This window comes from Nocardia veterana NBRC 100344, from assembly GCF_000308855.1.
Classification (GTDB): domain Bacteria; phylum Actinomycetota; class Actinomycetes; order Mycobacteriales; family Mycobacteriaceae; genus Nocardia; species Nocardia veterana.
Window position 1 is genome coordinate 24482 of the sequence record NZ_BAGM01000099.1, and the last position, 14886, is coordinate 39367.

A 14886-nucleotide genomic window follows, 5' to 3' on the forward strand; every position below is an offset into this window, starting at 1 on the left:
CAGCACCCGCGGCAACTCTGACCGCGCACCCCGACGCGTCCGAACCGCCGCGGCCCCCGAGGTTCGGCGGCACCCGCGCGGTGCAGGCGCTGGCCATGCGGTTGCACTTCTACGCCGGTGTCTTCGTCGCGCCGTTCATCCTGATCGCCGCGGTGACCGGGGCGCTGTACGCGGTCGCGCCCAGCATCGAATCGGTCGTGAATCGCGATCTGCTGCATGTGGATTCGACCGGTCCGGCACGACCGCTGTCGGAGCAGATCGCGGCGGGCGTGGCCGCCGAGCCTGCGCTCGCACTGGTCGCGGTCGACCCGGCGCAGCGGTCCGGAGACACCACTCGCGTGATCTTCGCCGATCCGAGTCTCGGAGCGTCCGAGCGACGGGCGGTCTTCATCGATCCGGCGACGGCCACCGCGGTGGGCGACAGCGTCGTCTACGGCAGCACCGGTGCGCTGCCCCTGCGTACCTGGATCGACGTACTGCACCGGAATCTGCACCTCGGCGACTTCGGCCGGCTCTACAGCGAGGCGGCCGCCTCCTGGATGTGGATCATCGCGCTCGCGGGTGTGGTGATGTGGCTGCGCCGCTCGCGCGGTCCGGCGCGACGTCTGCTGTGGCCGGATCGCACCATGCGGGGGCGTCCGCGCACCATGAGCCTGCACGCCACGGTCGGTTTGTGGATCGTGCTGCCGTTGCTGTTCCTCTCCGCGACCGGGATGACCTGGTCGTTGCACGCCGGCGAGCACATCGCCTCGCTGCGGCAGCATTTGAACTGGACCAGCCCGGTCGTCGACGCGGCACTGCCCGGGGCGCCGACGCCGTCGATGCCGGCCGCGGGCGAACATGCCGAACACACCGGCGGGCACGGTATGACGATGCCGGTTTCCGCCGACCGCGCCGCCGAGGTCGACAAGGTCTTCGCGGTCGCACGCGGGCACGGTCTCGAAGGCCCGGTCGAGATCTCGATCCCGGCCGCCGACACCACCGCGTTCACCGTCAAGGAACGCCGCCTCTCCGGGGTCTACACCCAGGATGCGATCGCGGTGGACGGGAAGACCGGCGATGTCACCGACATTCTGCGCTACGCGGACTGGCCGCTGATGGCAAAGCTCGCCAACTGGGGCATCCAACTGCATATGGGCATGCTCTTCGGACTCGCCAATCAGCTGCTGCTCTTGGCCACGATGATCGCGCTGATCACGGTGATCGTGCGCGGCTATCTGATGTGGTGGCGCCGACGACCGACCCGTAACACCGGCCGGTTCGCCGTCGGTCGCGCACCCGCGCGCGGGACACTGCGCCGGGCGCCGCTGTGGGTCGGCGTCCCATTGGTCGCGCTCACCGTGGCGATCGGATGGTTCGCGCCGGTGCTGGGCGTGAGCCTGCTCGCGTTCCTGATCGTCGACATCGTCCTCGGCCTGATCCAGCGGCGACGCCGAGGAGCTGTCACCTGACAGCACCGCAGCCGCTACGGCTACGACACCTGTCGAGGTAATCCGGCAGCGCCGGAACATCTTTCCCGCGGAGACGAGCGACGCCCAGGTGCCGCCCGTCCGACGAAGCGCGCCCTCGACGGGGTCGCCGCAGCCGCCGGCAGCGATCGGCCGGCATCCCCGGCTGCGCCGTAAAAACCAGGGGCACACCGCCTTCGGTCGTCCAGGGCTGCCCCATGCCCGGATTCGGCGCACCCGGCATACCAACAGCAACTTTCATTTGCCTGATATCACAAAGGGATTCATCACCATGGGAATCAAGACCATCGTCGCCACCGCCGCCCTCCTCGCCGCCGCTCTCAGCGCGAGCACGGCCACCGCCGGCGCCGCACCCGCCGAGGCCGAGGCGGTCGGCTACCGGGCGACCACCACCGCGATCGGCACCGTGATCACCACCGACGCCGGATCGATGGCGGCCGACAACGGTGTGTTCACCATCAGGGCCGCCGACGGCACCGTCCTCGCCGGCACCCACCTGTCCTTCCGGGTGGACGATTTCGTCTTCCCGATCGAGGCGCAGATCCACGACCACACCGCGACCCTGACCCCCAAATTCGATCTCGCACACGCGGTCTACCGGCCCGTCGCGATGCCGTTCGAGGACAGCGCGCCGTGGAAGACCCCATACGACCGGGAGCAGGCCGCGTGGAGCCGGATGACCAGCACGATGAGCGCCGGCGCCACGATCGGCACCCTGGTGGGCGGAATCGGCGGAGCGGGAATCGGCTGTGTGCTCGGCGGCATCGCGGGCGCCACCATCGCGGCGGCCACCATCGTCGGCATGTTCGGCCCGTTCGTCCCGGCCGCGGTGGTGGGCTGCCTCGGCGGCATCGTCGCCATCGGCGCACTGGGCACGGTGGCGGGTCAGCTGCTGGTCACCGCGCCGGTGGCGGTCCTGGCGGTGGCGCAGTACTTCACCACCATCAACGCTCCGTTCCCCGCGAAGTGAGTCGCGGCGGTCGATGAGCGCGGAATCCGGTGGGCGGCAGCAGGTTCGCCGCCCACCGGCCGGCTCGGGCTCAGGCGGCCCGGTGCCGGCTCGCGGGCCGGCGATAGCCGATCGATGCGGGACGAAGACGGCGGGACGAATCGACCGGCGCGACCGGAACCTCGACGTATTCCGAATCGCCCACCGGCTGCCGATGGCCGGGTCGGTCGTCGTCGCGGTGCAGCCGATGAACCAGATACAGCAGTGCGACGCCGACCAGTACCGGAATATGAGTGACCAAACGCCCGACGGTGACGTCACCGCGGGTCAGATCCAGCAGTGAGGCGGCGGTGAGCGCCCCGACGAAGACACTGAGCATCGGCAGTTGCGCCGCGGCGGTCCCGGTGCGCAACGCGGCCCAGACGAGGCCGATTCCGACCGCGAGATTCCACGCCGCACTCTCGTGGGACATATGCCCCATCATGAATCCCCCGTGCCCACTCATCCCGGTGTCGGCACCCACCAACTGAGTCAGTGCCAATCCGGTTTGCGCGATCGCGACCACGGCGAGGCAGACGCGGACGACCTGCGGTGTGCGCCGAGCCGGCGGCAGGCCGGCCATGATGTCCGCGGACAGGTCCGGCACCTGGGGTGCGGCGTGCAGAATCATGGTGCGGCGCAACGTTTCCGCGTTCCGGTACCATCCCCGGCAGGTCGAACACGCGACCAGATGCCGGTCGGTCACCGCCGCCGGAATCGGTTCGGCTTCACCGTCGATGCGCGCCGAGAGCGCTTCTCGGACCGTTTCGCACTTCATGTTCCCATGGTCGCGCACAGCGAGGGGTGAGTTCCACGACGGGGTGTAGTAGCGTGACCGCCGTGCCGGGTGGTGACAATGAGGACCAGCTGACCGAGCTCGCACTCGCCGCGGGGCGGGGTGATCGACGAGCATTCGAACAATGGGTCCGCGCCCTGCAGGCCGACGTCTGGCGATTCCACGCCTATCGCGCCGGATCGGGCGCCGCCGACGATCTGACCCAGGAGACCTTCGTCCGCGCCTTCGGCAGCCTGCCGCGATTCGCGGGCCGCTCGACCTCGCGTGCCTGGTTGCTCTCGATCGCCCGCCGGGTCGTGGTCGACTCGATCCGCTCCGCCATGGCGCGCCCCCGCCTGCACGCCGGTGACGACTGGGAGACGGCGGCGGAAACCCGTGCTGCCCAGCAGCATTCGGGACGCACCTTCGAGGATATGGTCGAGACCCGGATCCTGCTCGACGGTCTGGAACCGGAACGTCGGGAGGCGCTGGTGCTGACCCAGATGCTCGGGCTCTCCTATCAGGAGGCGGCCGACGTGTGCGCGGTACCGGTGGGCACCATCCGATCCCGGATCGCCCGGGCGCGGGAGGATCTGCTCGCCGCGGCGGAGCAGCGCGACGGCGGGGTCGGCTGACCCGGGAACTTTTGCGGGCCGCCCCACGACCTGTGTCGATGTGAGTGTGGATGCGGCCCCGGCGGCGGTACGACCGGCGGTCCTGACCGGATTGCTGATCACCGCGATGACGCTGTCGATGTTGCCGCTGTTCCTGCTCGGCGCCCTCGGGCCCCGGCTGATCGGTGAATTCGGCGGGGCCACAAGCCGACTCGGGTTCCTCGTCGCCGCGGGATTCGCCGTCGCGGCGGTGCTGTCCCCACTGGTGGGGCCGGCCGTGACGGCGATCGGCGCCCGGCGCTGCCTGTGCGCCGGTTTCCTGGTGTCGGCGGTGGCTCTGGCCCTGTTCGCCACCGCGCACCGGTACGCACTGCTCGTCGTGGCGATCGCGCTGTCCGGGCTGGCTCAGGCGATGGCGAACCCGACCACCAATCAGCTGATCGCGGCGTGTATTCCACTCGATCGCCGCGGCGCGGTCGCGGGATGGAAGCAGTCCGGTGTGCAGTTCGGCGCGTTCCTCGCCGGTCTGCCGCTGGCAGCACTCGCCTCGGCCACCGGCTGGCGGACCGCGGTGGGGCTGAGCGCGGCCGTGGCCCTCGGCGCCGCGCTGCTGACCACAGCCATAGCGAAAGACGCTGTGCCGCCGCGTTTCCCGCCGCTCACCGTTCCCCGCCCGGATGGTGATGCCGCGTGGATGTGTGGTTTCTCGGTCTTCCTGGGCGCGGGCGTCTCCGCGATCAACACCTATATCGCGCTGTATGCCGGTGTCCGGCTCGGCCTGTCCGCCACCGTGGCGAGTGCGCTCGTCGCCGGGCTCGGAGTGGCCGGTATCGCCGGGCGGGTCGGGTGGACCCGCAGATCGGCCGCCCTGTCCAGCCCCGCGGTGTTGTTGCCGCCGTTGGCTTTCGGTTCGGCGTTGGCCGCCGCGGCGATCCTGCTCGCCGATCCGGTGGGGTCGTGGCTCGTCTGGCTCGGTGCGCTGGGGATCGGCGGGTGCGCCGTGGCGGCCAACGCCGTGTCGATGATGACGGTGATCGCCACCGCGCCGGCGCATCGGATCGGCCGGGATTCGGCCGTGGTCTCGGCGGGCTTCTTCGCCGGCTTCGTGGTCGGCCCCACCTTGTTCGGCGCCCTCGCACAGCAGCACGGTTACGTCCTCGCCTGGTCGACGGTGATCGCCGAATTCCTCGCCGCCGCACTGGTGGCCGGGTGGTGGCAGTGGCGCGCGGAGCGGGTTCGATGACCGACCTCGAGGACGCGCTCGACCGCGTGCTCGCGCGGGTGGACTCGACGGAGGCGGCCGTCGGCCGGCGTTTTCCGATCCATGCCGATCCCGAGTCGGGAGTGTGGCTCACCTCGCGCCGCGGGTCCTGGGTCGCCGGGTTCTGGGCCGGACAGCTGTGGTTGCGCGCGCGATTGTCCGGACGAGCCGAGCACGTGTGTGCGGCGCGCGAGGCCGCCGAACGCCTGGTCCCGGCCGCCGGTCTCGACACCGCGACCCGAGGGCTGATTCTCTGGTACGGCGCTGCCGCGGGTGAGCGACTGGGACTGTCCCGCGACCCGGACCGACATCCGGTCCGGGGTCCGGGCACCCGTGCGCAGCCGCCCGATCCGCTGCCGAAAGCCTGTGCGCCACTGTCGAAGCCGAATCCGGAATACTGCCCTGGGGGACCGCATTCGGTGACCCGCCCGACCCCGTGACCACGCGCGTGGACGGGCTCGCCGGAACGGTTTCCCTGCTCGCCTGGGCCGGCCGAGCTCCCGCCGCCGAGGCATGTCTGCGGGGCTACCTGGATCTCGCGTCCCTCCGGGCCGACCCGGCCACACCGCCGGATGTGACTGCGGGACAGGCATTTCCGGGCACCGCCGCCTGCGCGTTCGAACGGGTCCACGGCGGCTGGCGGGCCCGGCCGTCGCCGCCGCCGGGCTGGTCGCGCGGCCAGGCCTGGTTGCTGCTGGCGCTCGCGGATGCCGGGTACTGGCTGAGCCCGGAATTCGCCGACCAGGCGCGATCGTGGCTGGATTCGGCCCCGCAGCTGCGGACGGTGCCGCCCGCGATCGCCGGGCACGGCGGCGCGGTCGACACCTCGGCGGCCGCGATCACCGCGGTCGCGCTGGCCAAGCTGGGACGTCTCGGCGCTGCACGCGACCTCGTGACCGAGCTCGTCGGCGATCACCTCGCCACCAGCGGCCCGCCGGGCAGGCTGCTGCGCGGATGTTACGACCTTCGGGGTGGGGTGGCGACGGAACACGAATTGGTCTGGGGGAACTACTTTCTACTGCTCGCCCTCGCTGTCGTGCTGGGAATAGTGCCGCCCAGTCTCGTTTGAGCGGGCGACACCGTTTCGCTAACCCCGCAGTGCCGCGATGATTTTCGCGGCGGTGTCCTGGTAGACGGTGAGCAGGTCGTCGTCCTTCGTCGGATAGTTCGACAGCTGCACCTGCCGGGCGGGTGCACCGGGCAGCACGGTCCCGGTGTCCATCTGCTCGTTGGCGAAGACGAATTGCGGGTTCAACCTGGACAGCTCCACGACCTGCTTCGCCGTCACCTCTGCGGGGCCGTAGGTGCCCAGTACCTGGGCGCCGGCCAGTTGCGCCGCGAACCCCACGAAGGCCTGTGCGACCACCGTGGGCGGCTGCGCCTGTCGCCAGGCTGCCCGCACCTGCGCCGACAGCTTGGCGTATTCGCTGTCGAACCCGCCGATCCAGCGGTCGGCGGCGGCGCGGGTGCCGAACAGGTCGGCGAGCCGTCGCACCTCGGCGATCACCTTGTCGTGGCTGTTGTCGAGGTCGACCTGCACCATCTTCGCCGGGGATCCGGCCGCCTCCCGGAGCCTGCCCGCAAAGCCCTCGAACGGCGCGTACAACACGAAATCGGCGTCGGCAACCGCCACCAGATCCGACGGCTTCGGATCGTAGTCGGGCGCGTGGGCGATCGCGGCCGGCACGATCACTGTGACGTCGGTGGCCCCGGCCGCCTCGGCGAAGGCCGCCTCCCAGCTGCTCGCCGCCACCACCTGCGGGCCCGAATGATTCCCCTGATCGTGGCTGTCGGTGCCGCAGCCCACCACCACCGCCGCACCGCTGATCAGTGCAGCGAGGCCGAATCCGATGCGGGCGAGCCGCTTTCGCGTGAAGACCGCCATCCTGAAGTTCTCCCATCGGGTAGTACATGAACCGCGAGCGCCACCGCGCCCGCCGACAACACCAGCACCGGGCCCGGCGGCAGATCCAGCTGGACGGCCAGCACGAATCCGATGATGTTCACCACCATCCCGACGGTGACGGCCGCGGCCACCATGCCCGGCAGCGAGTTCGCGATCCGTCGGGCCGCCAGCGCGGGCAGTAGCGTCAGGGCATCCACAAGTAGCGCTCCGGTGAGCCGGATCCCGGCGGCGACGGCGACCGCGACCAGCACCAGCAGCACCAGGGTGAGCCGGTCGACGCGCACACCGGAACAGGCCGCCAGCTCGCGGTCGTGCAGCACCAGAGCCACTTGGCGCCGCCGCAGCACGAACACCAGCGGCACGAGCACGGCCAGCACGCCGAGCAGCACCACATCGCTGCGCCGGGTGGCGAGAATCGAACCCCACAGCAGTTCGAACGCCCCGTTGGCGTTGACACCCGCGACCGACAGTACGAGCAGCGCACCCGCGATGGCCAGGCTCATCAACAATCCCATCGCGCCGGACAACCCGGAAGGGCTGCGCGCCAACGGTGTCAGTGCCGCGCCGGATGCGGCGCACGCGACCAGCGCGCACAGCAGCGGATCCAGCCCGGTCAGCATGCCGACGGCGATGCCGAGCAACGCCACGTGCATCATGGCGAACCGAACCGGCATGATGTCGAGTCCGATGATGATCACGCCGACGATGGGCAGTCCGATCGCGCCGAGTACCAGGGCGACCGCCGCCCGCTGTACCGAGGCGAGCTGCCACAGGTCGGTGAAGCCGGTCGCGAGCGTCACGCGAGCTCCTCTGTGCGCGGGGTGATTTCGCGCAGCCGGCCGTCGGCCATCTCCAGGATCCGGTCGCAGCGCGTGGCCAGGGCGCGGTCGTGGGTCACCACCAGCAGGGTCACCGGCAATTCGGCGAGCAGCTCGGCCGCCTCCGCTTGCCCGGCGAAATCCAATGCGGCCGTCGGCTCGTCGGCCAGCAGCACGCCCGCACCGGCTCGGACACACCCCAGCGCCCGGGCCAGATACATCCGTTGCAGCTGTCCCCCCGACAATGTGTGCAGCGGGCGATCCACGCAGGTGCCTACCCCGAGTCGGCGCGCCGCCGCGCTCGCATCCGTGTAGGCGCCACTGCTGTGCAGCAGTTCGCGCGCGAGCAGGGGGAACCGGCCGGGATTCTGGCGTTGCGGAATCCAGGCCACGGCACGTCGGCGACAATCCAGATCCCGCGCCGTGCGCACCACGTGCCCGTCGACGGCGATGCTGCCGGCACGCACGCGGTGTAGTCCCAGCACCGCACGCAACAGCGTGGTCTTCCCGGAGCCGTTCGTCCCGGTCAGCGCGACCCGCTCACCCGCGCCGACGCGCAATGTCACATCCCGAACCACCATCCGCCGGCCGTGTGCGCAGCACACATCCGCCATCTCCACCGTCGAACCCGTCGCCACCTGAACTCCACTCGGTCACCGAACAGGTCGGAGGCCGAACGCGAAAAGTTCCCGCGGTGTCCGAACGGGCACTACCCGGTCGGCGTCGTCGCGTATCCGCGCAGGAGCCGCCGGGCTGTCGCCGTGACGTGAAATTCGTCGGGGCCGTCCAGGATTCGCGCACTGCGCGCCACCCGCAGCAGGCCGGGCAGCCCGCTGGCTTCGGTGAGTCCCTCCGCGCCGTGTACCTGGATCGCCGCGTCCACGGCGGTGCCGAGGGCGCGGGCCGCGGCCACCTTCGCGATGCTCACCTCCACCTGGGCCGGTTCGTCCGCCGCCACCAGCTGCGCCGCCCGTTCGGTGAGCAGACGTGCCGAGCGAACCGCCACTTCCGAGTCGAAAACCATCTGCTGCACCAACTGTCGGTCCGCGAGCATCCCGTCGCCGATCCGACGCCGGTTCGCGCGCTCGGCGAGGAGCTCGACCGCCCGCTGAGCCTGTCCGACCCAGCGCAGCGCTCGCAGGGTGCGACCCAATGCCAAGCGCTGCCCGGCCAGCCGCAGCCCGCTGCCGACCGCACCGACCAGCTGGGTCGACGAAACCACCACGTCGTCGAAGGTCAGCTCGTACTGGCCGCCCGCGCCGAGGACGTCGAGTTCCCGCACGACCCGAAAGCCCGGTGCGGACGTGGGCACCACGAAGATCGAGAAGGCCTCGCGGGCAGGGCCTTCCGCCGTCCGAGCCACGACCAGCACATAGTCGGCGCGGGCTGCGCCGGAGGTGAACCACTTGCGCCCGGTGATCCGCCAGCGGTCCCCGTCGGGCGTCGCCACGGTCCGCAGTGCGCTCGGGTCCGAACCGGGTACGCCGGGCTCGGTCATCGCATACGCGGCGCGGGCGGTTCCGGACACCAGGGCGGGGACCAGTTCGGCACACAGTTCGGGATGCCCGTGCCTGTCGAGCATCCGCACCGTCGGCAAGGCCGACGAGCCGAGGGCGTCGGGCCCGAAATCGCTGCGCCCCTCCTGTTCGGCGACGGCGAAGTAGCCGGCGGTATCGAGTCCGCCGCCGCCGTGCTCGGCGGGCAGTGGCAGAGCCCACAATCCGGCGGCGACGGCGCGCTCCCGCAGCCCCGACCAGGTGTCGCTGTTTCCGGCGGCCAACTGTGGCTCGGCCGGAATCACCTGCTGGTCAACGAATTTCCGCACGCGGTCGGACAGTGTCTCGACCGGCTCCGGACTCGGCGATATTTCGTCGGACATATCCCGATCACACCATTCGCCCGGAACTCCGGCGCCACCGCGTCCGACTCCCCTCACAGCACCCAGACCGTTTCCGGTGAAAGGCAAGCATGACGAGCACCACGATGACCGGCCCCTCGATCGATCTGCTGCCACCCGGCACCACCGCCACCGTCACCGGCACCGGCGCCACCGCGCGGGTCCTGCTCGAACACCTCACCGCGCTCGGTGTGACAGCGGCAGCCGAGGAAGCATCGGCCGATGCCGATATCGCCGCGAGCGTATCGCTCGAACTGGCCGACGGCACCCGGCGCGACCTGGTGGTGCTCTGGTCCGGACCGGTGCGGGCCGGTGACCTGAGGGATGAGACCGCGGCACAGGCGATCTGCGGCATCATGCAGGTCAACGGTCGGCGGACCGGATTCCCGCGCGGTTTGGCGCTGGACTACTGCAGCACAGCGGCGGGCGTGCTCGCGATGACCGGGCTGCTGGCGAGCCTGCTCGTCCCGACCCGGCGGCTGCACGTGCGGACCAGTGTCGCCGAGGCCGCACTGCTGGCGGTATCGCAATATCTGGCCGCGGCGGGCGCGGACGATCCGGAGGCGGTCTCGCTCGAGCCCGGCGGTCCGCCGTTCGTGAGCGCGGACGGGATCCGGTTCGAAATCGAGTCGCTGCAACCGGAACCGTGGGCGGAGTTCTGGACGGCCCTGGCCGCCGAGCCACCGGCGCTGCGAAAGGGCTGGCGGCCCTTCCAATTTCGCTACGCCACCGCCACCGCCCCGCTGCCCGAACCGCTGCATCGAGCGACCCGGGCGCACACCTTCGCGAGCATCCGCGCGATCGGTGCCCGCACGGGCGTTGCCGTGTGCCGGCTGTACGGCGCGCACGAGTTCGCGGTATCGGGCCCGGCCCTGGCGGTGGCGCCGTGGATCGTCACGGACGTCCCGGATCATGCTGCGCGGGGCGATGATTCGGGCTCTCCACGTGACCGGCGATCCGCGCACCGTCCCGGCGCCGACCGCACCGACGCGGTCCCCGCGCGACCGCTGGCCGGTCTCCGCGTCCTGGAGGCCGGCCGCCGGGTGCAGGCACCGCTGGCCGCCCATCTGCTCCGGATGCTCGGCGCGGAGGTGACCCGGATCGAACCGCCCGGCGGTGACCCGCTGCGGGAGATGCCGCCCTGTGCGGGAGACCTGTCGGCACGCTGGCTCGCTCTCAACCGGCACAAGGGCGCCCGCGAATTCGACATCAAGTCCTCGGCGGACCGCTCCCGGCTGCGCGAGCTGACCGCCGATTACGATGTGTTCCTGCACAATTGGGCACCGGGCAAGGCGGAGCAACTCGGCCTCGCCGGGCGCGACCTTCCCGCGGGCACGGTGTACGTCTACACCTCCGGCTGGTCCGGCGCCGAACTCGCCGATCTGCCGCCGGGTACGGATTTCATGGTTCAGGCCCGCACCGGGCTCGCCGAACTGATCGGCTTACCGGATACTCCGGCCGCGCCGTCACTGATGACCGTGCTGGACGTCCTCGGCGGAATGCTCGGAGCCGAGGCCGCCGTCCTCGGCCTGCTCCGACGGCGGGCCACAGGGGGCGGTGTCGCGGTGGAGAGCAGCCTGCTGAGCGCGTCGAATACGCTTCGCCGGCACGCCGCGGCCGACGCCGAGCCGGGCACCCGCCAGCCCTTCCGGCTGGACGGGCAGTGGGTCGTCACGAGCGAATCGGGCGCCCCGGTGCGCGTCACCACCGACCTGGCCGAATTGCTCACCGACACCCGTTTCGCCACCGTGATCGGCCGCGACGACCACGGGTGTCCCGCCCTCGCCACCCCGTGGAGGCTGTCGTGACCCGCGTCGACCACACCAGCAGATTCCCCGATCTGATCCCGAACAGCTTGCGGCGCAGCTGGTCTCGCGCCGGCTACTATCCTGATCGCGATCTGTACTCCCTGTTCACCGCGCAGCGCCTGCTCCGGCCCGACGCCCCGGCGGTCGTCGACGCCGACGGCACCGTGACCTATGCCGAACTCGATGATCTGGCCCGCCGGCTCGCCGCGGGCCTGCGGTCGCTCGGCGTCGGACCCGACGACGTGGTGGCCGTGCAGCTACCGAACAGCCAACTGGCGTGTGCGGCAGATCTGGCCGTCGCGGCGCTGGGCGCGATCGCGCTGCCCTTCCCGGTCGGCCGGGGAACCCGCGAGGCCGCGAATCTGCTGCGCCGCTCCGACGCGGTCGCGGTGATCGCACTCGCCGAATATCGCGGCCGGCCGTGCGCCGAGCGCATTCGGGAGTTGGCCGCCGATCTGCCCGCCCTGCGCGCGGTGATCGCCGTGGGCCGGCATACCTCCCGTGGCTGCGTGCCGATCCACGCATTGCTCGCGCCGGACGCCACCGGTTTCCGACCCCATCTCGCCGACCCGGACGGACCCGCGCGCATTCTGGTGACCTCCGGATCGGAGGCGGAACCGAAGATGGTGCTCTACTCGCACAACGCGCTGGCCGGCGGGCGCGGCGCGATGATGGCAGCGCTGCACGACGATCCGCAGCGGATGCGCAACCTGTTTCTGGTCCCGCTGGCCTCGGCATTCGGTTCCAGCGGAACGGCGGTCACCCTGGCGGCCTTCGGCGCCACCCTGGTGCTGCGCCCGGCGTTCGACACGGCCGCGATCCTGGCCGCGATCGAAAAGGACCGGCCGACACACCTTTTGGGCGTTCCCACCATGTTGCGGCTGCTGCTCGACGATCCGGCCATCGAGGACCGCGATCTGAGCAGTCTGCGCACGATCGTGCTCGGCGGCGCACCCCTGGATGCCGATACCGTGCGCCGCGGCCGCGATGCGCTGGGCTGCCCGATCGTCAATCTCTACGGATCGGCCGACGGGGTGTCGTGTCATCCGGGTCCGGACGAGCCACCGGCACGAGCTACCACGGCCGGCCGTCCCAACCCGGCCGTCGCCGAGATACGGGTGGTGGGGCCGGATTCGCGGCCGTTGCCGACCGGCGCCGTCGGGGAGATCATCGCTCGGGGACCGATGTCGCCGATGTGCTACGTGAACGCTCCCGAACTCGATCGCACTCTGCGCACATCCGACGGGTGGACGCGCACGGGCGATCTGGGCCGGTTCGACGCCGAGGGATATCTGACCGTCGTCGGGCGCAGCAAGGACGTGGTGATTCGCGGCGGACTCAATATCAGCCCGGCCGAGGTCGAGGCGCTGATCATTCGGCACCCGGCGATCACCGACGTGGTCTGTGTACCGGTCCCCGATCCGCTCTACGGCGAGCGGATGTGCGCGTGCGTGACTGCCACGGAAAAGGTTGCGCTGCGCGACATCACGGAATTCCTGGGCGCCGCCGGCCTCGAACCCCGCAAATTTCCGGAGCGGATGATGCAACTGCCGGTGTTGCCCCTGGGCCCCGCCGGGAAGGTGGACCGGCGCGCGCTGCGTGAACTGGCCGCACAGCAGGCGGGCGGGCCGCTGGATGCATCGGAAGGCGCGGGCGCACAATAGATTCGGCTGTGCGGAACATCATATTTGCCCGGTTCCGGAACCCGCGGCGCTCGCCGTGCGACCAGTTGTCGACAGCGAATTCCCGCTGCCACGAACAACTTCGGGAGTTTCACATGATGTTCCGCACAGGCGCGGCGCTCGCGGCACTGGTCATCTCCGCACTCGGTATCTCCGCGGGTACCGCGTCGGCCGATCCGGTGGCACCGGCCTCCGACATTCACTTCGAGGCCCACGCCGTCGGCCGCTCCGTGGTTCTCGCGATGGACACCGGCGCCGTCGCCGTGAACGACGACCATCTGCGCCTGATCGACCGAAACGGGGCCACGGTGGCCGCACTGCCCCTGGCATATGTGCGCGATGGACAGGCCCTGCCGATCGCGGCGCAGGTCGAGGGCAATCGGGTCACCCTGACCGCCGAGACGGACCCGGCCGCGAGCCGGCCGTTGCCGCCTGCGACCGCGAAGGAGATCGACGCCCTCTCGCATCCGAATTTCAATGCGGCCCTGGGCAACTTCAGCATGTCGATGATGGCCGCGGCGACGGTCGGCAGCCTGCTCGGCAGCACGGTCGGGGCCGGTATCGGCTGTGTCGCCGGCGGTATCGTCGGTGGCGCGGCCGGCGGTGTGGTCACCATCGGTGTGCTGGCGGTGCCCGGCGCGATCGGCGGCTGCCTGGTCACCGGTGCGGCATTGGCGGCGATGGGTGCGGTGGTCGGCACCATCGTGGTGGGCATTCCGGCCCTGATCGCCGCGGGTGCGCAATTCTGGAACGACACGCACTGATCGACCCCGGCGGGGATAGTGTTCATGGCGTTCTCAGGTTCTCCCGTGACACACATGGCAGAGGAGTGACCGCGTTATGAGCAATTCCTGGATGCACCGGATCGTAGTCACCGGCGTCGCCGCCGGGGCGGCAGGTGTCGTCGCGGCGGCCCCGGCAACGGCTCATGTCACCGTTTCCGGGCCGGACGCCGCCCGCGGCGGTTCGGCGGTACTCACCTTCCGCGTGCCCAACGAGTCGGCGACCGGCAGTGCCACCACCGCCCTCAGCGTCCGATTTCCGAATCTGCCCGAGGTGGAAACCGAACCCACGCCGGGGTGGAAGACCGATGTCACTCGCGACGACAACCACCGGGTCGTCGCGGTTACCTGGACCGCTGACCAGGGCGGCGGTATCGGGCCAGGACAGTTCGAACAGTTCGCGGTACTGGCGGACGGCTTGCCGGATTCCGAGACGCTGACGTTGCCCGCCACGCAAACCTATGCCGACGGCCGGGTGGTGACATGGGACCAGACGTCCACCGACGATCACGAACCCGAATATCCCGCTCCCACAGTGCCGTTGGCGGCGCGGCAATCGGGCGGAACGCACAACCACGGCGATGCGCGGACGGTGTCGGCGGCGGAGGAGGAACACGAAACCGACACCACCGCACGCTGGCTGGGCAGTATCGGCATCGTGCTCGGCGCGCTGGGCGTGTTGGCCGGCGCGGCGACCCTGACGCGCCGCCGCGCCGGTTGACGCCGAACCGCGCCGGCCTTCCGTCCGGCCCGTCGTCATGTGCACTCCTGAACGGGTTCGCCTCGGTAGTCGGCCGGCGGCCGCCGCCGGCTCCCGGCCGCGGAATCGCGCCCGCCGATGCGTAGATTGACCCTGCGCACAGCGACGGCGCCGCACTCGACGTCC

The 14886-nt window shown here is 70.7% G+C and carries 15 protein-coding genes; 10 read left to right on the plus strand and 5 right to left on the minus strand.

Annotation, left to right across the window (positions count from 1 at the left end):
- Positions 1-95 precede the first annotated feature (95 nt).
- Together ON37_RS18880 and ON37_RS18885 are read left to right on the plus strand one after the other, a co-directional pair.
- Positions 96-1451, plus strand: a complete 1356-nt coding sequence (locus tag ON37_RS18880; RefSeq protein WP_245553261.1) for a PepSY-associated TM helix domain-containing protein — start codon at positions 96-98, stop codon at positions 1449-1451.
- Positions 1452-1740: 289 nt separating this feature from the next.
- Positions 1741-2439, plus strand: a complete 699-nt coding sequence (locus ON37_RS18885) for a DUF8020 domain-containing protein (RefSeq protein ID WP_040721043.1) — start codon at positions 1741-1743, stop codon at positions 2437-2439.
- Positions 2440-2509: 70 nt separating this feature from the next.
- Here the strand turns inward: ON37_RS18885 and ON37_RS18890 are convergent, their stop codons facing one another.
- A complete protein-coding gene (locus ON37_RS18890; RefSeq protein WP_040721020.1) occupies positions 2510-3235 on the minus strand; it encodes a zf-HC2 domain-containing protein in 726 nt (241 codons plus the stop codon).
- 62 nt (positions 3236-3297) lie between these two features.
- Here ON37_RS18890 and ON37_RS18895 point away from each other — a divergent pair, with 62 nt between their 5' ends.
- Genes ON37_RS18895 through ON37_RS31070 form a run of 4 tightly spaced genes read left to right on the plus strand, consistent with a single transcriptional unit; the run spans position 3298 to position 6176 of the window.
- Complete coding sequence (locus tag ON37_RS18895; protein WP_040721044.1) at positions 3298-3867, plus strand: sigma-70 family RNA polymerase sigma factor; 570 nt, start codon at positions 3298-3300, stop codon at positions 3865-3867.
- Positions 3868-3907: 40 nt separating this feature from the next.
- Positions 3908-5089, plus strand: coding sequence for an MFS transporter (locus tag ON37_RS18900; protein WP_210741069.1), 1182 nt, complete (start codon positions 3908-3910; stop codon positions 5087-5089).
- Entirely contained in the window at positions 5086-5547 is a 462-nt protein-coding gene (locus ON37_RS31065; protein ID WP_157171497.1) for a hypothetical protein, read from the plus strand. The genes ON37_RS18900 and ON37_RS31065 overlap by 4 nt, the downstream gene beginning before the upstream one ends.
- Positions 5544-6176: a hypothetical protein gene (locus ON37_RS31070; protein ID WP_051031774.1), complete on the plus strand. Its 633-nt coding sequence runs from the start codon at positions 5544-5546 to the stop codon at positions 6174-6176. Before ON37_RS31065 ends, ON37_RS31070 begins: the two co-directional genes overlap by 4 nt.
- An 18-nt stretch (positions 6177-6194) precedes the next feature.
- On the opposite strand, the gene ON37_RS18910 is transcribed toward ON37_RS31070, so the two are convergent.
- From ON37_RS18910 to ON37_RS18925, 4 genes are all read right to left on the minus strand, one after another.
- Positions 6195-6992 carry a metal ABC transporter substrate-binding protein gene (locus ON37_RS18910; RefSeq protein ID WP_051031775.1) on the minus strand — a complete coding sequence of 266 codons (798 nt, stop codon included), beginning with the start codon at positions 6990-6992 and terminating at the stop codon, positions 6195-6197.
- Complete coding sequence (locus ON37_RS18915) at positions 6935-7813, minus strand: metal ABC transporter permease (RefSeq protein ID WP_040721021.1); 879 nt, start codon at positions 7811-7813, stop codon at positions 6935-6937. Before ON37_RS18915 ends, ON37_RS18910 begins: the two co-directional genes overlap by 58 nt.
- Positions 7810-8469 carry an ABC transporter ATP-binding protein gene (locus ON37_RS18920; RefSeq protein ID WP_217999943.1) on the minus strand — a complete coding sequence of 220 codons (660 nt, stop codon included), beginning with the start codon at positions 8467-8469 and terminating at the stop codon, positions 7810-7812. The genes ON37_RS18915 and ON37_RS18920 overlap by 4 nt, the downstream gene beginning before the upstream one ends.
- 71 nt (positions 8470-8540) lie before the next feature.
- Positions 8541-9710 (minus strand): acyl-CoA dehydrogenase family protein, encoded by a 1170-nt coding sequence (locus ON37_RS18925; protein ID WP_051031776.1) that lies wholly within the window; start codon positions 9708-9710, stop codon positions 8541-8543.
- An 89-nt stretch (positions 9711-9799) separates the two neighbouring features.
- Between ON37_RS18925 and ON37_RS18930 the strand changes: the two genes are divergently transcribed.
- From ON37_RS18930 to ON37_RS18945, 4 genes are all read left to right on the plus strand, one after another.
- Positions 9800-11536, plus strand: a complete 1737-nt coding sequence (locus tag ON37_RS18930) for a CoA transferase (protein ID WP_040721023.1) — start codon at positions 9800-9802, stop codon at positions 11534-11536.
- Complete coding sequence (locus tag ON37_RS18935) at positions 11533-13200, plus strand: class I adenylate-forming enzyme family protein (RefSeq protein WP_040721050.1); 1668 nt, start codon at positions 11533-11535, stop codon at positions 13198-13200. The genes ON37_RS18930 and ON37_RS18935 overlap by 4 nt, the downstream gene beginning before the upstream one ends.
- 113 nt (positions 13201-13313) lie before the next feature.
- On the plus strand, positions 13314-13982 hold the full coding sequence (locus ON37_RS18940) for a DUF8020 domain-containing protein (protein WP_051031777.1): 669 nt from the start codon (positions 13314-13316) through the stop codon (positions 13980-13982).
- Between the two features lie 76 nt (positions 13983-14058).
- A complete protein-coding gene (locus tag ON37_RS18945) occupies positions 14059-14721 on the plus strand; it encodes a YcnI family protein (protein WP_040721024.1) in 663 nt (220 codons plus the stop codon).
- Positions 14722-14886: the final 165 nt, after the last annotated feature.